The sequence below is a fragment of the Psychrobacter sp. CAM01 genome, assembly GCF_032842965.1.
In the GTDB taxonomy this organism is placed as follows: Bacteria; Pseudomonadota; Gammaproteobacteria; order Pseudomonadales; family Moraxellaceae; genus Psychrobacter; species Psychrobacter celer.
Genome location: NZ_JAWJBL010000008.1, coordinates 788,070 through 810,086, shown reverse-complemented (window position 1 = coordinate 810,086; position 22,017 = coordinate 788,070). Strand labels below are relative to the sequence as shown.

Genomic DNA, 22,017 nt, shown 5'->3' with positions numbered 1-22,017 from the left:
GTTTATAAACGCGCCAATTCTTGCATCAGCTTATCATAGGCAAATTTTTCTTGCACATTTTGTTGTAGCGCAACTTTGCTTTGCTGTAAGCGATGAAAAAATGCCTCTATAGCACTGTCGTCAGGAGTACGGCCATCAGCCTGATCGCTCGTAAGCGCTGTCCAATTGATGTCTTGCTGTAGTACTGCTAGACCTAAACAGACGCGGCGTATGTCGAGCAGCATCAGCTCAGAGAGCTGAATAAACTCTATAATACTAAGCTGTGATTGCCAATAGTCACTAGCCGCCACGCTACTACGTTTGCCACTTCGCAGCGCCAGCCAAGTCGTCAGCCATAAGGCACGCTTGCTATACCATGGGGCGTTGGCCAAGGCGATCGCAGCGAGCGGCGCGCCGTTAGCCAGTTGTATAAGCTGGTGAAGCGCGGCTGGGCTCACGGTTTCACGGTTGACCGTCGCCCCAAGTTCCTGCGTTATATAATCCATGGCGACTGCAGGCTCAATCGTCTGTAACGCCAATTGCTGGACGCGGCTTTTGATCGTGGGTAACAGCTGGGCTGGACTGTCGCTAATCAAAAACAAATGCACCTGCGCTTGCGGCTCCTCCAAGGTCTTGAGCAGCGCGTTGGCGGCAGCGACCGTCATTTGCTCTGCATGGTCTAACACACAGATGCGCAGGCCTTGGCCGCCTTGATAAATAAAGGGCTGTAGCGCGCGGATGTCATCTACTTTTATTTTTAAGGCGCTATTGCTTGTGGTCTTGGTGTTTTTTTTACCGGCTTTTTCTTTAGCTTCTATATTGTCAATACTGACTGGCATACTGATAAGTGGCAGCGTCTGCAAGCTTGGATGTGTACCAGATCTGAGCCACTGACAGCTTTCGCACGTGGCGCACGCCCCTTGCGGATGGGTTGCACGCTCACGGCATAACAGCCACGCCACCAGACGCCAAACAAAAGCACGTTTGCCCATGCCCTGCATGCCTGCGGCCAGTAGAGCATGCGGCAAAGACTGCTGCCGAGTGACTCGGTCAGTGAGCTGCGACCATAGTGCTTGCTGCCATGGCAATAATGGCGCAAAGTAAATATCATCTGCAGTCTTTGATGCACCTATATTTTCCATTTTATGACCTATGGTTCCAGCTTTATAAAATGACTTGAAAGCTTAATGATAGTTTTGCTTAGGCTATTTTAGTTAGTGGTGCTGCTCGTGCTCTGAAAGTCGGTGAACGCCATTGCATTGAGGCGATCCAAATCCTCTTGGGTATCGACCCCAGCCGGCAGATGACACGCTGCGGTCGCGATGGCTATATGACCACCGTTTTCTAGTACGCGTAGTTGTTCCAGGCTCTCTAAGGTCTCAAGCGGGGTCTGTGGCCAATGTACAAACTGCTGTAGTAAGCTCACGCGGTACGCATAAAGCCCCAAATGCCGATAAGCGTTTTTGGGTGCTTGTTTGTTTGGCTCGTCTGCCAATACCACGTCACGGTCACAAGGAATAGGCGCGCGGCTAAAATATAGCGCGCGCTGCAGTGCATTGGTATATTGACTGACGACCTTGACCACCGAGGGACGCAAAAAAGTTTCGTAATCATCGATCGGCTCACACAAGGTGGCCATGACGCTGGCTTTATCCGCGACCAGTAGATCCTTTACTTGCTCTAATAATAAAGGCGGCACCAGCGGCTCATCGCCTTGCATGTTGATGACGATATCCTGATCGGCCCAGCCTTTGATGGCTGCAACTTCCGCTAAGCGATCTGTACCCGAAGCATGCTCGCGGCTGGTCATCACCACCTCAAACCCTGCGTCCACACACACCTGAGCAATGCGCTCATCATCAGTTGCGATACACATATCATCAGCAAAATGCGCCGCTTGCGCCTTTTCAGCGACCCACAAAATCATCGGCTTGCCATGAATAGCTAACAACGGCTTGCCAGGTAGTCGAGTACTCTTAAAACGGGCAGGAATCACAATGTGAGTTTTGGCAGCAGCCATAGATGCAGTAGCAGGCTCAATGTTAGACATGGTTACTTCCTTAGCAGATTTGATGTGACGTACCGTCTTATATGTTTTTGATAACGGCTATCTTTGATAATGACTGTTTTTAAAGCTGCTTTATTTTTTGGTTTATTTTAGCGCCTGATGAGGCTTGATATCGATATCCAGTCTCTGTAATTGCTCTATCAATAAGTGGTAGCAATCATCAGAGAGCACGGCGGTGACTGGCAATACCCAGAGCCTACTCACCAGCGCTTGGTAGTCATCATCTAGCGCATTATCAGCCATGGCCTTTGAGAGTAATGCTTTGATTTTTACAGCGTCTTTTGTGGTAACGACAATAGGATGCTGACGATACTGTAGCAGCTCCACCAAAGTAAATTCATAGTGATCTGGATAAGGATGAGCGATGACCTCAAAGCCTAAATCTGTGAGCGTCTCAAAAAAACGCTGCGGATAACCGATGCCGCTGACTGCATGTACTTGACTGCCTGTCTTTGGCGCTGCCAGAGGGTCTTGCTGCTCGCTTGTCTGTATATCGGCCTTCGCAGCGTTTGGTTTTTGGGTATTCGCCAATGCAGGTGTCCATAAAGGCTGCATGCTGTCCGCTTGCATATACATAAGCAGGCGCTGATTCGACTGCTTTTGCTTGCTTGCGTGCTCGGCGGCTGGACTTGTCTGTTGCTTGCTATGGTACACCACAGTAGCACCCTTAAGCCGAGACAATGGCTCACGTAAAAACCCTGTCGGTAGTAGCTGCTTATTACCAAAACCGCGAGCAGTGTCCACGACGATCCACTCTATATCACGCTGCAGTGCATAATGCTGCAAGCCATCATCGGCAATGATCAGTTGCAAGTCTGGGTGAGCGGCCAATAACGTTGTGATCGCTTGCTGCCGATTGGGACTGACCGCCATCGGTGCGCCTGTCATATTGACGATCAAACACGGCTCATCGCCGACCACGCTAGGGGTGCTGCTGGCATCGACCAGTGCTGGCATTTGACTGGTGTCGCCGCCATAGCCGCGACTAATCACCCCCACCTTGATACGATGTACCGCTTGTAGATGGCTCACCAACTCAATAATCAATGGCGTCTTGCCACTACCGCCCACACTGATATTACCGATAACCATGACAGGTATGGGCGCCCGATAGCTGGCAAACACCCCCCATCGATAAGCCTGACGGCGCAGCGTGATGATGAGACCATACAGCCAACTAATAGGCAACAGCAGCCATAGCCAAGCGGCTTTGCGTTGCCATGCACGCGTCACTGTCGTCTCAATACTCAAGGCTGGTTGCTCACTTATTCGTTGGTTTGAAGCTTTGCACGCAACGATGGCTATTCAAAATCGCGGGCATACATCTGGGCATAATGACCTTGCTTTTGCATCAGCTCATCATGGGTGCCCAGCTCTACAAGCTGACCACCATCTAAGACTGCGATACGATCGGCGGACTCAATAGTCGTCAATCGATGGGCAATGACCAATGTCGTCCGGTCTTTCATAACGTTATCAAGTGCCTGCTGGATATAGTACTCTGACTCATTGTCCAGCGCGCTGGTCGCCTCATCTAGTATAAGGATCGGTGCGTCTTTTAGCAGTGCCCGAGCGATAGACAAACGCTGACGCTGACCACCTGACAGCTGCAGACCTTCAGCGCCGATTTCGCTTTGATAGCCATTTGGCAGCTTCATAATAAAATCATGAGCAAACGCATCTTTGGCTGCTTTTTCTACCTCTGCTTGGCTTTTATTGGCCAAACTGCCATAAGCGATGTTATTAAAAACAGTGGTATTAAATAGCACCACCTGCTGATTGACCATCGCAATCTGCGCACGCAGACTCTCAAGCTTGACATCCTCAATCGGCCGTCCATCCAAGGTAATCTGCCCCGAGGAGGTCGGCAAGGTACGCGTCAACAAATTGACCAATGAAGACTTACCAGCGCCGCTGCGCCCTACCAAGGCTACCGTCTCCCCTGCTCGCACATCCAGCGTAAAGTCGCGCAGCGCTACGGTCGAATCGGGATACACCAAACTGATATTGTCCAGAGATATCTCCCCAGACAACGCTGGGCTGACCGTGCCGGTGTCTTTTTCTTCTGGCTCATCAAGTAGCGCAAAGATGGACTCACCCGCGGCAATGCCTTTTTGCAGTTTTTGATTGACATCGGTCAGGGATCGAACCGGCTTACTGAGCAGTCCTGCCGCGGCGATATACGAGATAAACTCACCGGCAGAGATATTATCGATCACCGATGGTCTAAGGGCCAGCCAAACCACCACCGACATCGCCATGGCCATCAACAGCTGTACCGCTGGGGTGTTGATGCTGTTGGTCACGACGACCTTCATACCTTGGCGCAGGTTCTTTTTGGAGGTTTTATCAAAACGCTCGGCTTCGTAAGCTTGGCCGCCGTAGTTTTTGACCACCTGATAGCCACCGATGACTTCATTGGTGATATGGCTGACATCCCCCATGGTTTCTTGGATGCCTTTTGATAACTTGAGATAACGCTTGGATGCGATGCGAATCAGCCATAATATGGGCGGCAACACCACAAACAAAATCAAGGTCAAACGCCAATTACTATAAAGCAAAAACCCAATCAGACCAATCACGGTCAAACCATCTCTCAACACCGTTTTCATCGAGTCGGTACTGGCAGCGGTGACTTGCTCGACGTCAAATATCAGCTTTGAGGAGATAGTGCCTGCCGGATTGGCCAAATAAAACGCACTCGGCAAACGCAGCAGCTTATTAAACACCTCCACACGCAGCTCATACACCAAGTTGCGCGACACCAATGCGGAGTAATAGTTACCCAAAAAGCTACCCACACCGCGAACGAAGAACAGACCGATAATAAGCAGTGGAAACAAATCTTGCTTACTTTGGTCATTTTGATTGATGGCATCAGTGATGTATTGCAGCAGTTTGGCAATCCAAATCTCGGTTGCCGCATTGATCGCAAACCCTACAACCGTCAGCAGCAACGCCCACCAGTACGGTTTAAGATAGCGTAGCAGCCGCAGCAATGTCTGGTATTTCGGCGTACCTGAGGGCGCAGCCGACTGTTTTTTTGCAGACGGTTTTTTAGCGTTTGATGAATAAGCTTGGCTCATAAAAGCCTCAATTTGGGTGTCATAACATGAATGGACTGCATCTATACTGCATCTTCAAAGAACTGCAGATTCACAGAACTACAGCTGTACAGATGAGTGCGGCATCGAGCACGCCATATATTATTGCGGTAACGACTGGCCAAGCGGCACAACCGTACTGATATTTAGGTTCAAAAACCCCATTTTGCCAGCGACATCCATCACGCGCACGACTGATTGGTGCGTGGCATTGGCATCTGCCGCGATGACAAAGAGCATCTCACGATTGCTGCCGGCTTCTTGCTGAAGCATACTGATCAGCTCCGCTTCATTGCTGCTCGCAAGTGTGATGCCATTGACAAGGTAGTTACCATCTTCTTGCACTGCCACTTCGATGGTATTGTTCTGCTCTGTCAGCGCCACCCCTTCTGCCTCAGGGAGAATGATATTTAAACGGCTAAAATGATTGAACGAGGTAGCCAGCAACAAAAACACGATTAAGAATAATAAACAATCAATCATCGGTGTCAGATTGATTTCGAGGGGCTCGACCGTCGGTTTTCTAAAGCGCATACCATTCTCTTTAATTGACTCAATACCACACTTGGTAGAATACTGATAACGTAGAATATCGATAACCACTGACGCAGGTTATGAGGTCATGGCTGCTTCAGCATTGACCTCTAACCCATACATAGCAGGCGCTGGGTCTGCCGCGCCCTCTACTGCAGAAGAAGGAAACTGACGCATATCCGCCAGATTACTATCTGCTAGCAGGTGATAATCGTATAGCTCTTGAATCATCAAACCCGCTTGGGTCTCAAACTGTGCATTGATATCAATGATACGGCGCTGAAAATAGCGATAGGCCACCAGCGCAGGGATAGCCACAATCATCCCTGCAGCTGTGGTTATCAGTGCTTGTGATACCCCCGCGGCTAGCATCGTCGGGTCCTGCATCGCGCCATCAGTAATCGCCAAAAACGATGAAATAATACCCAGTACAGTACCCAATAGCCCAAGTAGTGGGGCAATCGCGCCGATGGTGCCGAGCATGTTGATGTTTTTTTCTAACTGATGAATTTGCACACTGGCACGGTTTTGCATGTGCATGGTCATCGAATCTAGCCCATACTGGCGATAGAGCAGCCCTGTCGCCAGGATATCACCTAATGGGGTTTTTTCTTTAACGTTCATCAGCTGAGTGCGGCCGATATCACCGTTTTCACGCAAGCGTGTGATTAGCTGTTCACGCAGTCTGCTTGGAACGATTTTGTTAAACTGTAAGGTATGACTACGCTCGATAATGATGACCAATGCCAAAATTGAGCACAACACAATCGGCGTCATCAACCAACCACCTGCCTTTACCAACTCCCACATATTGCTTCTCTTTTATGTTTTTTTAAATAGTTGTTATAAAGATGGCGCTTATTAAGCCTGCGCTTCTATCTGTTTGATCAAAGCGGCCAGCTGGTCTTGGCTATGAAAAAATATCTCGACACTGCCCTGCCCGTCTTTTTTGTGCTTAAGCTTTACTTCAGCGCCGAGCATATCTGTCAGGCGCTGGGTTAGACGCTCGACGTCACGTGATTGCACTTGCTCAGCGCGGCTGACTTTTGGCGCAGGCTGGAGGATAGATTTTACCAGTTTCTCAGCTTCGCGCACCGTCATGCCGCCATCGATGATCTTTTGGGCGATGATCGGCTGCTGCTCAGAAGAGAGCGCCAACAGGGTACGTGCGTGCCCCATATCAAGCGCATTGTTGGCCAAATGATCTTTGACCGTGTCATGCAGCTGGTTGAGACGCAGCAAGTTTGACACAGTGGTACGCGCCTTACCGACCACCTCAGCGATCATCGCATGGCTCATACCAAACTCGGTATGAAAGCGCTGCAGTGCAGCGGCTTGTTCAATCACGGATAAGTCTTCACGCTGGATATTTTCAATCAATGCTAACGCAATCGCCAGCTCATCAGACAAAGCGCGTTCAATCGCTGGAATGACTGGTTTACCTGCCATCTTGGCCGCACGCCAGCGCCGCTCACCTGCGATGATTTCGTGCGTGACAAAGTCCTCACTCTTATCTTCACTGGCCAGTAGTGGACGAATCACGATAGGCTGCATGACGCCATGCTGCTCGATAGACGATGCCAACTCTGCCAGCGCCGTTTCACTCATATCGCGACGCGGCTGGTATTTACCCGCTTGCAGGCGTTTGACATCGATCTGCACTAAGCTGATTTGATCTTCAAGCGCACTGTTGTCTGTACCTGTGGTACGCGGTTTGGCCGCTGCCTTGTTTGTAGCCCGTGATTTTCGGCCACTGCTATCAGGAGCGCGCGTTTGGGTTTTGGCAGCATCGGTACGCTCAGAGCGAGTCGCGACACTAGGCGCTTTTGCGTTCGTGTTTGATGGCGAGGTATCTGACGTGTCGACGGGCGCAGCATTGCCACGCGCAGCCATATCGTCTTGCAAGGCAGAGGCGGTAATTTGCTTTTCTTTTTTGATTGACCCTAATAAGGCGTCTAAGCCTCGATTGGCCGCCAACCCTCTCTTTTTCGCCATGATTACCTATCCTCTAACACTAAAATAAAAGCCCATTTTTTACAAATGCGGCTTACTCATTACTTATAAATATGATAGTTACCGCTTATCTACTCTAACGCTGGCCACGCCGCGTTTTTAGGCACTTTGCTTAATCACTTCAGCGGCCAGTTTTTGGTAAGCGCGCGACCCTTTTGACCACCTCTCATACGCAATCACCGGCAGACCATGAGCAGGTGCCTCTGCCAGACGAATGTTTCTGGGAATGTGGGTTTTGTACATGATATCGCCAAAATGCGCCTCAAGCTCGGCTGAGACATCACGCGCGAGTGTGTTACGTGCATCATATAGGGTTCTTACGACGCCGCGTATATAGAGATTTGGATTGAGCTCAGTTAAACGCTCAATAGTCTGTGACAAGTCAGCCAGTCCTTCTAGCGCATAGTATTCACATTGCATCGGAATAATCACGCCGTCAGTTGCCACCAAAGCATTGATTGTCAATAAATTCAAACTCGGCGCGCAATCGATAATCACATAATCATAAGCCGGTGTGTTGGTAGCGGCTTGCTGCTCTACCAGCGCCGCCATGGCATTTTTAAACAGCTCATGACTGTCTGTTTTGTTCATCAAAGTGATGTCCATACCCGCCAAATCTCGATTGGCGCCGATCACGTCAAACCCAGCAGGACTTGAGACAATCGCATCAGCCAGCGAGACGCCATCGAGCAGCACATCAGCGATGGTCAAGGACAGCTCGTTCTTATCGACACCTGTACCACTGGTCGCATTGCCTTGTGGGTCTAGGTCAATCAGCAGGACACGCTTGCGCTTAGCAGCCAAGCTGGCGGTCAAATTTACCGCTGTCGTGGTTTTGCCCACGCCACCTTTTTGATTGGCAATTGCTATGATTTCCATACACTCACTCAATTTTATTAGGATCTATTACTGTTATTCTCTTTTTTACTGACGCTTGCAATCACAACACCCTGTAACCCGACACTCGTCAATATATGCTATTTAGATATCAAGGTAAACGATGTTTCACGACCGCACGGGCTCATAGCTTAGACATTTTTAGCAGACAATTCAATCAAATGACGACTATCATGTAAACGTGGTACTGTTAACTTTATGGTGTCGATACGCCAGTCATGCTCGAGCGCTTGCAGCTCTTCATCGCTTGGCGCTTTGCCCTTCATCGCGCACAATCGTCCCTCTGCGGCCAGTCTTGGCTGTGCCACGTGGACAAAATCAATCAGGCTGGCAAAGGCCCGCGAGGTCACCACCTCATAGCTGGCCTCATGCGCCTCGATACGAGAGGCAATAGGCTGCATATTATGTAGACCAAGCTCACTACTGATTTGTTTGATAAAGCGAATCTTTTTCTGATTGCTGTCCAAGGCTGTGCAAGCGCGCTCAGGCTGGCAAATAGCGATAATAACGGCTGGCAGCCCTGCCCCTGTACCGATATCTAACAGTGACCCTGACGGCAAATGCGGTATAATAGCCAAACAATCAATCACATGCTTGATCAGTGCTTCTTTGGGAGCAGTGATGGCGGTGAGATTATACGCCTTATTCCACAATAAAAGCTGATCTAAGTACAATAATAGCGTGCGCTGCTGCGTCTCACTCAAAGACAAGCCCAGCTCATTGATCGCTTGTGCCAACATATCGGCCAGTGCTGGCAGCTGTGTACCAAGTTTAACAAAGCCGGCCGGATCGATAGCGGCATGATTCACGCTGGTAGATGATGAGGTTTTTTTGGCAGAAGCTGACATAAGGCGCATTATCCAGTTTTGACATGTGAACCGTTTATTTTATCACGCACTCCGCGTATTGAATAGTTGCAGATTGCCCCAATGTGAGACATCTTATACTATCTGCGCAGTCTTTGAGGCTTATTGTTCTTTAATCATAGCAAACCGCTGGGTGTTTACTGCTACCATACGCAGCAAAGACCGCAGCTTTATGATGAAATATACTAAATAAGCCAATCTCTCATTTTTAAGGCAGCATCCCAGACACTGATAATCAAGCTGCCTCATAGCAACACTTCCCAATCATCAAAAACGCGACCAAACAAGACACTAATAATATGGTAACACCCTCGACTCAGCTGACCGACCCAGCAATAGACACCACCAAAGAACAGACAAAACACGCAAAAAAGGTAACACAGCTGCATCCACGTTTTTTAGAAGTGAAGCAGCACTGCCGCCTAAGCGCCGCGCAATTAAAGCGCTATAGCAATCCTGCGGCATTGCCAAGCGACACCCGAACTGCCCCTGATTTGGACGTGGGCTTTGGCCAGCAGCGAGCGCTAAAAGCATTGCAAACCGCCCTAGACATCAAAGCTAATGGCTATCATGTGTTTGCCGCGGGCGAAAACGGTTTGGGCAAACGTACGATCATCAGCCGTTTACTGACTCGCATCGCCGCCGATGCGCCAACGCCTGATGACTGGGTCTATGTGCATAATTTCGCTGATCCCCGTACGCCGCAAGCAATATCCCTACCTGCTGGACAAGCAGAGATATTGCAGCAGCAGGTGAGCCAATTGTGGCAACAAGCCAAAAAACGCCTCAGTCAGCGTTTTCGCAGTGATCAATACCAAAGCAAAATAGAAGCCATCAAAAACGCCACCCATCAAAAAGAAAGTCAGGCTTATGATGTGCTCAATGCCGAAGGCAAGCAATACGACTTGGCTTTGACGTTTCGCTCGTTTGATAATAAAGCGGTGTTTGTCCATCCAAGTCAGCTGCCAACGGAGAGTAGCAGCGCCGCCGATACCGCCGCCGCTGAGCACATTCCCGCCAGCCCTAGATCAGATAATCCGCAATCCGCGGCCAAGCCCGATGAGACGGCGCATCGTCGTGGCAAGCAAGACAAGGTGCTCTCTGGCGATGACGAGTACGAAGCCGAGCTCGATAACTTCGTACAAAAAAACCACATGCAAAAGCGCCTAAGTCAGCTCACCATCGCACTAGAGCAATTAGAAGACGAAGCCAATGACGCCATCGAAGCGCTGCATCGTGACATTGCACGCCGTGCACTACAGCCGTTATTTGCCCCAGTTTATCAGCAGTTTGCAGCTCAGCCACAAGTCGTCGATTACCTAAAAGCCGTATCTGCAGATATGGTCACGCACGCTGAGCGCATCGTCAATGGCGATGATGAAGAGTTTGTCACAGCAGTGCTGGCCACCACTCCCAGTCGTTATGCGGTCAATGTCATCGTCAGTCACGCGCCAGACAGTGGTGCGCCTGTGGTCTTTGAGGATTTGCCGACGCATCTAAACCTATTGGGACATGTCGAGCAAATCACCCAGTTGGGCACAGTCACCACTGACGTCAGTATGATTCGAGCGGGTGCCCTACACCGTGCCAATGGCGGTTATCTGTTGTTGGAGGCCAGTCATTTACTTGAGCATCCTTATGCTTGGCAAGGTCTCAAACGCGCTCTGCAATCACGCAAAATCAAACTCTCTAGCCTTGAGCAAATGCTGACTTTGACAGGTAGCCTATCGCTTGCACCGTCTCCCATTGACCTTGATGTCAAGGTGATTTTGCTGGGCGAAGCTGACCTATATTACGAGCTTTTGGAGCTCGAGCCTGAGTTTGATGCCGTCTTTAAGGTGCGTGCCGACTTCCACGACGATGTGACGCGCAGCCCTGAGCACGAGTTGGCATTGGTGGCAAAAATGGCTGATATCATTGATCATGCTAGCCTTTATCCATTTGATCGCAATGCACAGGCGGCGCTGCTTGAGCATTTGAGCTTACAAGCCGAAGACCAAGACCGCTTAAGCTTACACAGCGACTTATTGATCAAACTGCTACACGAGTCGGATCGCCATGCGCGCCTAGATGGCAAGCATATCGTTGATGCCCATCACGTCATGCAAGCCATTGACGATATGGACGAGCGCTCAGGGTATCTGCGCGACTTATACTGGGATGAGCTAAAAAACGGCCAGCAGCTCATTCAAACCCAAGGTCATGCGGTCGGGCAAGTCAACGCCCTGACTGTAGTCAGCTATGCCGATAGCGAGTTTGGCATGCCAGCACGCCTCACCGCCGTCATTCAACCCAACATCGGCGCAGGTGAGATTCTCGATATCGAGCGCGATGTGGATTTGGGCGGTAGTCTGCATGCTAAGGGTATGCTGATTATGACCAGCTATTTGCGGGCGCTGTTTAGCCAACACCACGCCCTTAACTTTAGTGCCTCACTTGCTTTTGAGCAAAGCTACGCGCAGATCGATGGTGATAGCGCCACAGTCAGCGAAGGCTGCGCGCTGCTCTCAGCCTTAGCCGATGTGCCAATCGATCAGTCCTTAGCCATTACTGGTTCCATGAACCAATTAGGCGAGGTACAAGCTGTCGGTGGTATCAACGCTAAAATCGCTGGATTTTTTGACGCTTGCCGCGAGCAAGAACTGACAGGCCAGCAAGGCGTGGTCATCCCTATTGCCAACGTCCAGCAGCTGATGCTGCGCGACGACATCATCGCTGCGGTCAAAGCTGGTAAGTTTCATATCTATGGGGTGCAGAGCTTAAGTGAGGCGTTGACACTGATGACAGGACTGCCTGTCGACACCATGAATAAAAAAGGCCGCTATCGTAAAGACACGTTGTTTGGCAAAGTATTAAATCGCTTACTGCTGTGGGACGAAAACCAAAACGTCGATGACGATATTGAGAACAAAGACGTCAAGCAAACCAGCCAAAAAAAGCGCAAGGCAAAAAAGAAAAAAGACAAGAAAAAAAGGCGTCAACGTCAAGAAGAAAAAGACGAAAAAGGCAATGACGACCACTCAAGCGTGGATGTCGTGACAGCTGATGAATCGCGTGATATAGCCCAGCTCTGATAACATCAAGGCATCAGAGCATTAGACCATGGGCTGACCTGCTACCGTCGTTCATTGCCGTTTATCATGCATTACTCATCAATGATAGACACAACATAGACGTCAGGATAGACGTTAAGCTGCTTTTCTGCCATGATAACCAGCGGCGGATTCGTTAAAATATTAGCATTAAAATATCCATATCGATTGCGACATTGATTTGCGACTTCATAAAGGCTATCTCTGAATGACTGTACATCATACCCACACAGATGAGCGAATAGACGAGCAGCGCACGAGCACCGATGCCCCTGCTGCAGAGACTCATCATAATAATCGTCATGGCGCGGCGACCACAGCGCGGCAGTGGCAAGTACTCTCACAGCTACAGCGCAATCGCTGGGTGGGAACGACGCACATTTACGAGCAGCTCAAGCTTGCAGGGTTTGACATCAGTCTGCGTACCGTACAGCGCGACCTAAACGCCTTGTCCAAACGCTTTCCCATCGAAAAAAACAACGCCAACCCGCAAGGCTGGCGCTGGCGTGACGATGCACCGCTACACAGCCTACCGCATATGAATCTATCACAAGCGGTGGCTTTTAATATGGTAGAGGCCAATCTTACCCAGCTATTACCGCCCGTGATTTTAGACGAGCTGTTTCCTTGGTTTGATTTAGCAAGAAGGCAGCTAAAGAACAGTAAAGTCACGCACTCTTGGATCGACCGAGTACGCATCGAGCCTGCTACTCAGCCCTTAATCGCCCCGCATATTGACCTCGAGAGCAAAGACAATCTGTATCACGCGCTCTTTTATCAATTGCAGGTCAAAGCCTGCTACACCCGTAGCAACAAAAATGAGGCCAGCGAATATACGCTAAACCCCATTGCCATCATCCAGCGCGGCGTAATTATCTATTTACTAGCGACCCGTACCGATGACCCAGAGGCCATCATTCGCACCTTTGCTCTGCACCGGTTTGATAGCGTCGAGATTTTAGAGAGTCCGGCGCAAACGCCAGAGGATTTTCAGCTTGATACCTACTTGGAGGCTGGCAGTATGGGCTTTAGTCATCCGTTGTTTGGCGAGCTGCCTGAGCGTGGCAAAAACACGGCCATTGAGCTACAATTCACCAAACAAGCTGGCAAAAGTCTGACAGAAAGCAAGCTCAGTGACGATCAAGTCGTCACCGTCAATGATGACGACACCCTAACCATCAAAGCCACGGTCAACCTAACCTCACAGCTGGTTTGGTGGTTACGTGGCTTTGGTAGTGGCCTGCTCAATGCCCAGCCCGAGCTACTATATCGAGCCGTCTTGGATAACAGTACCAATAACGCCACTGATAATAAGCCTAATTAAGTGTCATTATCTTGACTAAAGAGTTACAGATTCAAATACGATAACACCCTCGAACCATTGCAACTCGAACCATTGTAAAAGGAATACTATGTCGACCACGACCCCATCGCCACTACTTTCCGACAGCTTAAGAGGACTAGGCTTAGATGCGGGGACTTTGTTTTTTGCGCTAAACTACGAATTTACCAGAATTGAGCCAAAGGGACTGCTAAAACGTTTTAAAAAAAACCAAGGCGCGATAGATATTGATATCGCATGTGCGTTATACGATGACAATTGCACCATCAGCGATATCGTTTGGTTTAAGCAGCTGCGAGACAAAGCCGAGTCGGTACGCCATCAAGGCGATAGCTTAAATGGCAAAGATCGCGGTGAGCAGGCCATGTATTTGGCACCGCTTGATCAAGAGCAGATCAGACTGTATTTAGACAAAATTCCTGCGCATATCACCCATATCGCCATGATGGCCAATTCTTATCACGGTCATCCTTTTTCTCGAGTCAAAAAAGGCGAGATACACCTAAGTGATGATGAAGGCAATCGCTGTTTTGAAGTCAATCTCAAACAGCTGCCACGCGACTGCCAAACACTTTGGGTCGCTCATTTGCGCCGAGAAGTAGATGACTGGCATCTAACTTTGCAAAACTTACCACTGGCAGCAAAGGACTTGGCCACAGCCGCGCAGCAAGTCGCCTATGAACTGGCGCGCGCCCTTCCTATCCCTCAAGGCCTATAAAAAGCCTATAAAGAGAAATCAGCCACAGCGTTTGACTGCAGCCATTAAAACCAGAAAATGAGACCATAAAAATAAAATCGCAGGAATGAAGCTGTCGAAATAAAGCTGTAAAAACCTCTCAAACACAAAACGGATAAAAAAGACTAGGGTGTGTTGAGTAGTGCACTGCTCTATAACGGCTCGCCGCAGTGCGGGCAGTAATTCTTTTGCCGCCTTTCCACTTCTCTTTCGCGGCGCTCAAGCTCTTGCTCACGCAGCACTTGTAAAACGATATTTTGCGCCTGCTCCTTGTCCAGCCCCAGCTCACGGCGAATCTTGTCAATCATCATCTGGTTTTGCACCAAATCAAAATCACTGTCAATCAGCTGCTCACGAAAATGCTGCTCTAACTCCTCGCGGCGCTGGGCCAGCTCATTGGCCAAACCAGTCGCCAAAATACCAGCTGGCAATGCCGCCAGACCCACACCCAATATGGTAATGATGGCACCCAATATCTTACCTGCATTGGTGATCGGTATGACATCACCATAGCCGACGGTCGTCAGCGTCACCACCGCCCACCACATCGCCTTCGGTATCGATTCAAACTCATCTGGCTGCGCGTGATTTTCGACCAAATAAATCCCGCTAGAGGCGGTGACAATCATGATTATCAAGATAAAGATAACCGCTTGAAACGAGCCTTTTTCTTTACTAATGACCACCAGCAAGATACGCATAGAGGCAAAGTAGCGGGTGAGTTTCAAAATCCGAAACAGACGCAAAATACGCAAGAAACGCAAGTCAATAGAGACAAAGAAGTTTAAAAAGGCAGGGACGATTGCAATCAAGTCGATCATCGCCGACGGGCTTTTGAGCCACTCCCAGCGCTGACGCCAAGTGGTATTATCTGGTTTGGCTTCGGCCACACTCCACAGACGCAGCAAATACTCGATAGAAAAAATAACGATAGAGAAATTTTCAAACCAAATAAAATAGTCTTGATAAGGGTAATACCAGCTGTCTACAGACTCGGCAATCACAGCGGCGACATTGGTCATGATCAAAAAAATCAGGAAGTAGTCCACATAACGGCTAAACCGAGTGTCATGCTCATCGTTTTGCAAAATATCATAAACAAAAAAACGTAAGCGCCGTATAGATTGGAATAGCATGCTGACCTTATGCGGTAAAACCCGCGCGTGGATAAATAAAATAAATCGCCATTGCCGCAAAAAACATTACCGTGACCACCATAATGCCAAAGCTGACATAAAAGGCGTCGATCGGCTGCTGCGTGTTATCTATAGCTAACGTGTGTCCTCAGATTATACAAAATTTTTATAGTAAATATAGACAGTTATCAGCAGTGTAAAGGCAATCACCAACACAGCCAATCGTAAAAACCGCTCATCGGCCTTCAACTGCTGGCCGATATTTTGAGCAGGCAACAAAAACAGATGGCACTCAGGACAACAGCCATCTACTTCATTTAATAGCTGCATCGTCCGTGCATTAGTACAACGCAGAGGAGAGTTACTACAATAACCAAGCATGGTATAGCGCGCCTCCATTTATAAAATAAAACCTTTATCCTTTACCTATGCTCTACTTCTAAAAGTTCACAATACCTCGATATCGATAACTTTACGCAAAAGTCTTGGTTTAATACTGAGAATAACCATTTATTACCTTACAGAAATAGTGGTTTTGTATTATAATGGCGTTATAATGTTACAGATTACTCAATAATCATAATATTATGTATTGGTCACTACTGTCATCCCTCATTAGTTGACTGATAATCCTCTATTACGTTAAGGAATCAAACGATGAAACTACAATCCCTAGTTTTAGCCGCTGCTACTGCACTGACTATGACTTCTGCTTTTGCCGTTCCTGCTGGTACGTGGACAGTGGCTGCTGGTGCACACTATGTTGACCCTAAAAGCGACAACGGTACTTTAAACAATGGCTTATCAGTAGATGTTGATGGCGATGTGCGCCCAACCATCAGTGGCGAATATTTCATTGCTAACAACGTTGGTGTTGAGTTACTAGCAGCCATCCCATTCCACCATGACATCACGCTAACTGATGCAAATGGTAACGAAGTTGATGCCAAAACTCAGCATCTACCCCCTACTCTATCTGTACAGTATCACTTCGACGGCTATAACCTACCTATGAATGTGAAGCCTTTCGTTGGTGTTGGTGTGAACTATACAACTTTCTTTAAAGAAAGAGTCTACCTAGGTAACGGTAATGATTTAGAGCTAGACGATAGCGTTGGTGTTGCTGGCCATATCGGTCTTGACATCCCATATGCGCCTACTGAGTCTTTCCGTATTGACGCGCGCTACATGGACATCAAAACTGACGCTAGCCTAAACGGTAATGACTTAGGTGAAGTCGATATCAGCCCATGGGTATATGGCGTTGCGTTTGTAAAACAGTTCTAAGAAATCTATCATAGCAAGTAAAGTATGCCAGATAAGAAGCCAGCCGATGTGCTGGCTTTTTTTGTTTGTATGATTTACTGCAATCTATTTATTGTTATTTTTTTTATAATCAACCCAACATCACGTTGGCGCACTTTATGTCATAAGCCCATAAAAAAAGACCATCCATGCGGACAGTCTCTTTGTAATACATAACCATTGATGCAATCTATCAGCCGCTATTAGCCAAAGAGCACTCAAAAGCGCTGCCGGTCAGAGCTACAGCAAGATACGGCGCGGATCTGCTAACAAGGTAGCGATATAACGGGTAAATACTGCTGCATCAGCACCATTAATCACTCGATGATCATAAGACAACGACAGCGGCAGCATCAAACGCGGCTCAAACGTCTGCTTGGTTTCGTTCCAGCGCGGCTGCATACTGGCCTCAGAGACCCCTAAGATACCCACTTGTGGCCAATTGACCAACGGCGTAAAGGCGGTACCCCCTAGGTTGCCTTGGCTCGATATGGTAAAGCTTGCACCTTGTAAGTCTTTAGTGCCAAGCTTTTTATCACGAGCCTTTGCTGCCAGCTCACCTATCTCGATGGCGATCTGCTTAAGACCTTTGTCTTGAACGTTTTTGATAACGGGTACGATAAGCCCATCATCCGTCGCCACAGCGATACCCATGTTGACGCTTTTACGCACGATAATCTGAGTATTGTCATCGCTCAAATGACTGTTAAAGCGTGGGTGCTGCGTCAAGGCATGAGCAGTCGCTTTTACCACAAAGGCTAGGATAGTAAAGCCAATACCTTCAGCTTTCATACCGCCTTTGAGCTCACCACGCAGTTTTTCAGTCTCGGTGATATCGGACAAATCAAACTGTGTGACTTGTGGCAGCAAGGTATTGTAGTTAAGCTGCGGTATAGAGACCTTTTGTAAGCGGCTTAAGTCCTGAGTCTCAGTCTCTCCCCAGATCTCGGTATTACTCATATCGGGTAAGTTTGGCAGGCTTGCCTGAGCGCCAGCGCTGTTTGTCGGCGCCGCTTTTTGTTTGCTTAAGCTTTCTTTGACATGAGCAAACACATCTTCTTTTAAGATACGATCATTGAGCGCTGAGCCACTCACTTGAGTAATATCCACACCCATTTGGCGTGCCAGCTTACGTACGGCAGGACCTGCATACACATCGACAAGCTTTTCATTCACTTGACTTTCTGTCAGCTTGCCACCGCTTTTGCTGGCATCACTAGCGCCTGTCGCTTGAGCGCTTTGTTTTGGCTTAGCGGTCGACTGTGTTTTAGCACTGGCCTGCTGCTCACTGCTGCCAGCCTTGCTATCTGCTTTGGCTGACGCGGCTTCTGTTGCAGATGACTCTGTTTCAGACCCCTGTGTCTCAGATGTGCTATTGGTCTCATCCTCACCAACAATGACAATAAAATCTTGACCGTTGGCGACCATGTCGCCTGCTTCGACCAGTATTTTTTCGACCTTACCAGCGATGGGGGCTGGTACTTCCACCGAGGCTTTGTCCGACTCAATCAACAAAATCGATTGCTCGGCACTGACGGTATCACCGACACTGACCATGATCTCGGCCACTTGCGCTTCTTCAACACCTAAATCTGGCAATGCGTGTGTACTGGCTGTACCCGCGCTCGGCGCAGGATGTTTGGACTCTGACGAGCTAGCATCAGCAGCTTGAGACTCAGATGTGGCCTCAGACTGTGCGCCAGCATCCTTTCCATCCGCTTGATTGCGGGCGTCATCAGTGCTCTTTTCACTGGCTGGTGCTTCTGCTTGTGTATCGGCCGCAGCGCTCTCAAGCTCAATGAGCACCATGCCTTCACTGACTTGATCACCAACAGCAACGCTGATTTTGGTGACTTTACCAGCAGCAGAGCTTGGTACTTCCACTGATGCCTTGTCAGACTCTAATAAAATGATATTGTCGTCTTTTTCGATGACATCGCCAACTTCGACCATAATTTCGCTGACTTCGGCACTATCGACACCCAAATCGGGGGCTTTAATGTCCATGGTTTATCTCCTCGTCTTATCGTTATTATTCTTTGACATCATCGTCATTGAGCAGCGTCGCGTCAGCTTGATCTTCGGCGCGGCCTTCATTACTGATTTCATCATCCTCTTCACTGACAAACTCAGGCACAGGGCTTGGGTTGATGTTGTCAGGAGCTGGTGCATCTGGGAAATGATCGTAATAAGGCTGCTGCTGCCATGCTGGCGGCTGATCGGCCTCAATCTCAAAGCTTGAGATGGCATCTTTGACCAAGCGCATTTCTACTTCGCCTTCATCTGCCAAGCGCTTGAGCGTCGCCACCACGATATGAGCGGCATCTACATGGAAGAAGCTGCGTAGTTTTTCGCGGGTATCTGAGCGGCCATAACCATCGGTACCCAATGTGGTATAAGGACGGCTATCAGGTAACCAGCCACGTATCTGCTCTGAGTAGTTACGCATATAGTCTGTTGCCGCGACCACCACCCCTTTATGCGGTGCCAATTGCTCTGTGACCCATGGCACCTTTTCTTCATCCATGGGGTGCAAGCGATTGTAGTCATCACATGCCATACCGTCACGCGTGAGCTCATTAAAGCTGGTGACGCTCCAAACGTTGGCAGTGATATTAAACTCTTCTTTTAAAATCTTCGCCGCTTTTTGTACTTCGCGTAAGATAACCCCAGAACCAAGCAGCTGTACTTGGCTTGAGCCATTGTCTTCTAGCAAATACATCCCGCGCTTGATGCCTTCTTCCGCACCCTCTGGCATGGCTGGCTGTTCGTAGTTTTCGTTCATGAGGGTCAAGTAATAATACACGCGCTCACCCTCACCATACATCCGGCGTAGGCCATCATGCATGATGACCGCCAGCTCATAACCATAGCATGGGTCATAGCTCACGCAGTTCGGTACGGTGTTAAACAAAATCTGCGAATGGCCATCTTGATGCTGCAAGCCCTCGCCATTGAGCGTCGTACGGCCTGCTGTCGCACCAAGTAAGAAACCTTGTGCCTGACAGTCGCCTGCCGCCCATGCCAAGTCGCCCACACGCTGAAAGCCAAACATAGAGTAGTAAATATACAGCGGTATCATTGGCAAAGCATTGACCGAATAACTGGTCGCCAGCGCAATCCAGGTACTCATCGCCCCCGCTTCGTTGATACCTTCTTCCAACATGTGACCGTCGATGGCTTCTTTATAGCCCATCAGCGCTTCACTATCTTCAGGCGTGTATTTTTGTCCTGACGCCGAGTAAATACCTAACTGGCGGAACATGCCTTCTAGACCAAAGGTACGTGCCTCATCAGGAACGATCGGCACGACGCGATCTTGAATGTCCTTGTTTTTTAGCATCGCAGATAACAGACGGACAAACACCATGGTCGTCGACTGCTCTTTGCCGTTACTGCCTTTTAAGATACGATCAAAAATCGATAAATCAGGGATATTTAGAGGAATATGACCACTACGGCGGTTTGGCAGGTGACCGCCCAACGCTTCACGGCGACCTTTTAGGTACTTCATCTCAAGCGAATCTTCTTTTGGACGATAAAACGGCAGCGTCTCAAGCTCTTCATCAGTAAATGGCAAGTCAAAACGATCACGGAAATACTTCAATGACTCATGATCTAGCTTTTTGATTTGGTGCGATTTATTCACCGCTTGCGCTTGCGTCGAGAGACCATAGCCTTTGACTGTTTTGACCAAGACAACTGTTGGTTGACCTTTGGTCTTCATGGCTTCACTAAAGGCAGCATAGACCTTCATTGGGTCATGACCACCACGGTTTAGACGCGAGATATCATGATCAGACAGCTCATTGGCCATCTCTTCAAGCTCTGGGTATTTACCAAAAAACTCTTTACGGGTAAATTCAGGAGTACGTGCCTCATATAGCTGGTACTCACCATCGACCACTTCTTCCATACGGTGCTTGAGCACACCTGTCACGTCTTTATCAAGCAGTGTATCCCAGTTACCACCCCAGATGACTTTAATCACGCGCCAGCCTGCACCGCGAAATACCGACTCTAGCTCTTGAATAATCTTGCCATTACCACGCACAGGGCCATCGAGGCGCTGCAAGTTACAGTTGATAACCCAAATTAGGTTGTCTAGTTTTTCGCGGCCAGCAAGAGAGATGGCACCCAAGCTCTCCGGCTCATCTGTCTCGCCATCACCTAAGAAAGTCCAGATTTTACGGCCTTCTTTTTCGAGCAAGCCACGGTTTTCCATATAGCGATGGACGTGCGCGTGATAAATCGACATGATCGGGCCCAGTCCCATAGAGACCGTTGGGAACTGCCAATAGTCCGGCATCAAATAGGGATGCGGATAACTTGATAAGCCTTTACCACCGACCTCACGGCGAAAATTATCCAACTGGTCTTCACTCAAGCGGCCTTCTAAATAAGAACGGGCATAGATACCTGGCGCGGAGTGACCTTGATAGTAAACCATGTCACCACCGAAATGGTCGCTTGCGGCTCGGAAAAAGTGGTTAAACCCGGTCTCATACAGCGTGGCACTAGAGGCAAATGTCGCCAAATGACCACCTAGATCGTCATCGTTTTTGTTGGCACGCATCACCATCGCCAGCGCGTTATAGCGAATCAGCGCACGGATCTTACGCTCAATGGTCAAGTCGCCAGGATACATCGGCTCGTCCTCGACTGCGATGGTGTTGATATAAGCAGTATCAAGGCGGTTGAATGGCAGGCCTTCTTGCACCGCCATATTGTATAAGGCTTTTAGTAAAAACTGCGCGCGATCTTTGTCTGCGTGTTTGATCACAGACTCAAAAGCTTCGAGCCATTCTTGGGTTTCGGTGCTGTCAGCATCCTTATAATAGTTCATCGTTATGAATCCTTTTCTATCGGTCATCCCTACTCGGTGGCAGGGTATTATTAAATCAAAGTATTACTTCATACTGGCGTGTGGAAATGGTTTACT

The 22,017-nt window shown here is 48.8% G+C and carries 17 protein-coding genes; 4 read left to right on the top strand and 13 right to left on the bottom strand.

All coding sequences use genetic code 11. From position 1 onward, the window contains the following. Nucleotides 1–2: 2 nt before the first annotated feature. The 9 genes from R0I52_RS07100 to rsmG all read right to left on the bottom strand — a co-directional run bounded on the left by R0I52_RS07100 (nucleotide 3) and on the right by rsmG (nucleotide 9,446). Nucleotides 3–1,121, bottom strand: coding sequence for a DNA polymerase III subunit delta' (locus R0I52_RS07100; RefSeq protein WP_317053737.1), 1,119 nt, complete (start codon nucleotides 1,119–1,121; stop codon nucleotides 3–5). A 68-nt stretch (nucleotides 1,122–1,189) separates the two neighbouring features. After that, nucleotides 1,190–2,029: a 3-deoxy-manno-octulosonate cytidylyltransferase gene (gene kdsB / locus R0I52_RS07095; protein WP_317053736.1), complete on the bottom strand. Its 840-nt coding sequence runs from the start codon at nucleotides 2,027–2,029 to the stop codon at nucleotides 1,190–1,192. A 102-nt stretch (nucleotides 2,030–2,131) separates the two neighbouring features. Further along, on the bottom strand, nucleotides 2,132–3,298 hold the full coding sequence (gene lpxK / locus R0I52_RS07090; RefSeq protein ID WP_317053735.1) for a tetraacyldisaccharide 4'-kinase: 1,167 nt from the start codon (nucleotides 3,296–3,298) through the stop codon (nucleotides 2,132–2,134). 50 nt (nucleotides 3,299–3,348) lie between these two features. Next, nucleotides 3,349–5,136: a lipid A export permease/ATP-binding protein MsbA gene (gene msbA / locus R0I52_RS07085; protein WP_317053734.1), complete on the bottom strand. Its 1,788-nt coding sequence runs from the start codon at nucleotides 5,134–5,136 to the stop codon at nucleotides 3,349–3,351. Nucleotides 5,137–5,256: 120 nt separating this feature from the next. Continuing rightward, a complete protein-coding gene (locus R0I52_RS07080; protein ID WP_317053733.1) occupies nucleotides 5,257–5,688 on the bottom strand; it encodes a biopolymer transporter ExbD in 432 nt (143 codons plus the stop codon). Nucleotides 5,689–5,766: 78 nt separating this feature from the next. Beyond that, the gene (locus R0I52_RS07075; protein WP_317053732.1) at nucleotides 5,767–6,498 is read right to left on the bottom strand and encodes a MotA/TolQ/ExbB proton channel family protein; all 732 of its coding nucleotides are present in this window, start codon (nucleotides 6,496–6,498) and stop codon (nucleotides 5,767–5,769) included. A 51-nt stretch (nucleotides 6,499–6,549) separates the two neighbouring features. Next, entirely contained in the window at nucleotides 6,550–7,683 is a 1,134-nt protein-coding gene (locus tag R0I52_RS07070) for a ParB/RepB/Spo0J family partition protein (protein ID WP_288997004.1), read from the bottom strand. A 117-nt stretch (nucleotides 7,684–7,800) separates the two neighbouring features. After that, the gene (locus R0I52_RS07065) at nucleotides 7,801–8,580 is read right to left on the bottom strand and encodes a ParA family protein (RefSeq protein ID WP_198336350.1); all 780 of its coding nucleotides are present in this window, start codon (nucleotides 8,578–8,580) and stop codon (nucleotides 7,801–7,803) included. Between the two features lie 149 nt (nucleotides 8,581–8,729). Beyond that, on the bottom strand, nucleotides 8,730–9,446 hold the full coding sequence (rsmG, locus tag R0I52_RS07060; protein WP_317053731.1) for a 16S rRNA (guanine(527)-N(7))-methyltransferase RsmG: 717 nt from the start codon (nucleotides 9,444–9,446) through the stop codon (nucleotides 8,730–8,732). Between the two features lie 317 nt (nucleotides 9,447–9,763). Here rsmG and R0I52_RS07055 point away from each other — a divergent pair, with 317 nt between their 5' ends. From R0I52_RS07055 to R0I52_RS07045, 3 genes are all read left to right on the top strand, one after another. Beyond that, on the top strand, nucleotides 9,764–12,538 hold the full coding sequence (locus R0I52_RS07055; RefSeq protein WP_317053730.1) for an ATP-binding protein: 2,775 nt from the start codon (nucleotides 9,764–9,766) through the stop codon (nucleotides 12,536–12,538). Between the two features lie 226 nt (nucleotides 12,539–12,764). Then, nucleotides 12,765–13,880, top strand: a complete 1,116-nt coding sequence (locus R0I52_RS07050) for a WYL domain-containing protein (RefSeq protein ID WP_317053729.1) — start codon at nucleotides 12,765–12,767, stop codon at nucleotides 13,878–13,880. 88 nt (nucleotides 13,881–13,968) lie between these two features. Further along, complete coding sequence (locus tag R0I52_RS07045) at nucleotides 13,969–14,616, top strand: TerD family protein (RefSeq protein WP_317053728.1); 648 nt, start codon at nucleotides 13,969–13,971, stop codon at nucleotides 14,614–14,616. 170 nt (nucleotides 14,617–14,786) lie between these two features. Here R0I52_RS07045 and R0I52_RS07040 read toward each other — a convergent pair whose 3' ends face one another. Continuing rightward, complete coding sequence (locus tag R0I52_RS07040; protein ID WP_201585540.1) at nucleotides 14,787–15,770, bottom strand: ion transporter; 984 nt, start codon at nucleotides 15,768–15,770, stop codon at nucleotides 14,787–14,789. Nucleotides 15,771–15,923: 153 nt separating this feature from the next. Continuing rightward, the gene (locus R0I52_RS07035; RefSeq protein WP_317053727.1) at nucleotides 15,924–16,100 is read right to left on the bottom strand and encodes a hypothetical protein; all 177 of its coding nucleotides are present in this window, start codon (nucleotides 16,098–16,100) and stop codon (nucleotides 15,924–15,926) included. Nucleotides 16,101–16,427: 327 nt separating this feature from the next. Here R0I52_RS07035 and R0I52_RS07030 point away from each other — a divergent pair, with 327 nt between their 5' ends. Continuing rightward, the gene (locus R0I52_RS07030) at nucleotides 16,428–17,057 is read left to right on the top strand and encodes an OmpW/AlkL family protein (protein WP_317053726.1); all 630 of its coding nucleotides are present in this window, start codon (nucleotides 16,428–16,430) and stop codon (nucleotides 17,055–17,057) included. 258 nt (nucleotides 17,058–17,315) lie between these two features. Here the strand turns inward: R0I52_RS07030 and R0I52_RS07025 are convergent, their stop codons facing one another. Continuing rightward, nucleotides 17,316–19,082 carry a 2-oxo acid dehydrogenase subunit E2 gene (locus tag R0I52_RS07025; protein ID WP_317053725.1) on the bottom strand — a complete coding sequence of 589 codons (1,767 nt, stop codon included), beginning with the start codon at nucleotides 19,080–19,082 and terminating at the stop codon, nucleotides 17,316–17,318. A gap of 25 nt (nucleotides 19,083–19,107) precedes the next feature. After that, nucleotides 19,108–21,921, bottom strand: a complete 2,814-nt coding sequence (gene aceE / locus R0I52_RS07020; RefSeq protein WP_317053724.1) for a pyruvate dehydrogenase (acetyl-transferring), homodimeric type — start codon at nucleotides 21,919–21,921, stop codon at nucleotides 19,108–19,110. Nucleotides 21,922–22,017: the final 96 nt, after the last annotated feature.

Bases quoted from the DNA above. Each gene is read 5' to 3' on its own strand.
- aceE (WP_317053724.1), bottom strand. From the start codon at position 21,921: ATGAACTATTATAAGGATGCTGACAGCACCGAAACCCAAGAATGGCTC.
- kdsB (WP_317053736.1), bottom strand. From the start codon at position 2,029: ATGTCTAACATTGAGCCTGCTACTGCATCTATGGCTGCTGCCAAAACT.
- R0I52_RS07040 (WP_201585540.1), bottom strand. From the start codon at position 15,770: ATGCTATTCCAATCTATACGGCGCTTACGTTTTTTTGTTTATGATATT.
- R0I52_RS07035 (WP_317053727.1), bottom strand. From the start codon at position 16,100: ATGCAGCTATTAAATGAAGTAGATGGCTGTTGTCCTGAGTGCCATCTG.
- R0I52_RS07070 (WP_288997004.1), bottom strand. From the start codon at position 7,683: ATGGCGAAAAAGAGAGGGTTGGCGGCCAATCGAGGCTTAGACGCCTTA.
- rsmG (WP_317053731.1), bottom strand. From the start codon at position 9,446: ATGTCAGCTTCTGCCAAAAAAACCTCATCATCTACCAGCGTGAATCAT.
- R0I52_RS07100 (WP_317053737.1), bottom strand. From the start codon at position 1,121: ATGGAAAATATAGGTGCATCAAAGACTGCAGATGATATTTACTTTGCG.
- R0I52_RS07075 (WP_317053732.1), bottom strand. From the start codon at position 6,498: ATGTGGGAGTTGGTAAAGGCAGGTGGTTGGTTGATGACGCCGATTGTG.
- R0I52_RS07050 (WP_317053729.1), top strand. From the start codon at position 12,765: ATGACTGTACATCATACCCACACAGATGAGCGAATAGACGAGCAGCGC.
- R0I52_RS07080 (WP_317053733.1), bottom strand. From the start codon at position 5,688: ATGCGCTTTAGAAAACCGACGGTCGAGCCCCTCGAAATCAATCTGACA.
- R0I52_RS07065 (WP_198336350.1), bottom strand. From the start codon at position 8,580: ATGGAAATCATAGCAATTGCCAATCAAAAAGGTGGCGTGGGCAAAACC.
- R0I52_RS07025 (WP_317053725.1), bottom strand. From the start codon at position 19,082: ATGGACATTAAAGCCCCCGATTTGGGTGTCGATAGTGCCGAAGTCAGC.
- R0I52_RS07055 (WP_317053730.1), top strand. From the start codon at position 9,764: ATGGTAACACCCTCGACTCAGCTGACCGACCCAGCAATAGACACCACC.
- R0I52_RS07030 (WP_317053726.1), top strand. From the start codon at position 16,428: ATGAAACTACAATCCCTAGTTTTAGCCGCTGCTACTGCACTGACTATG.
- msbA (WP_317053734.1), bottom strand. From the start codon at position 5,136: ATGAGCCAAGCTTATTCATCAAACGCTAAAAAACCGTCTGCAAAAAAA.
- R0I52_RS07045 (WP_317053728.1), top strand. From the start codon at position 13,969: ATGTCGACCACGACCCCATCGCCACTACTTTCCGACAGCTTAAGAGGA.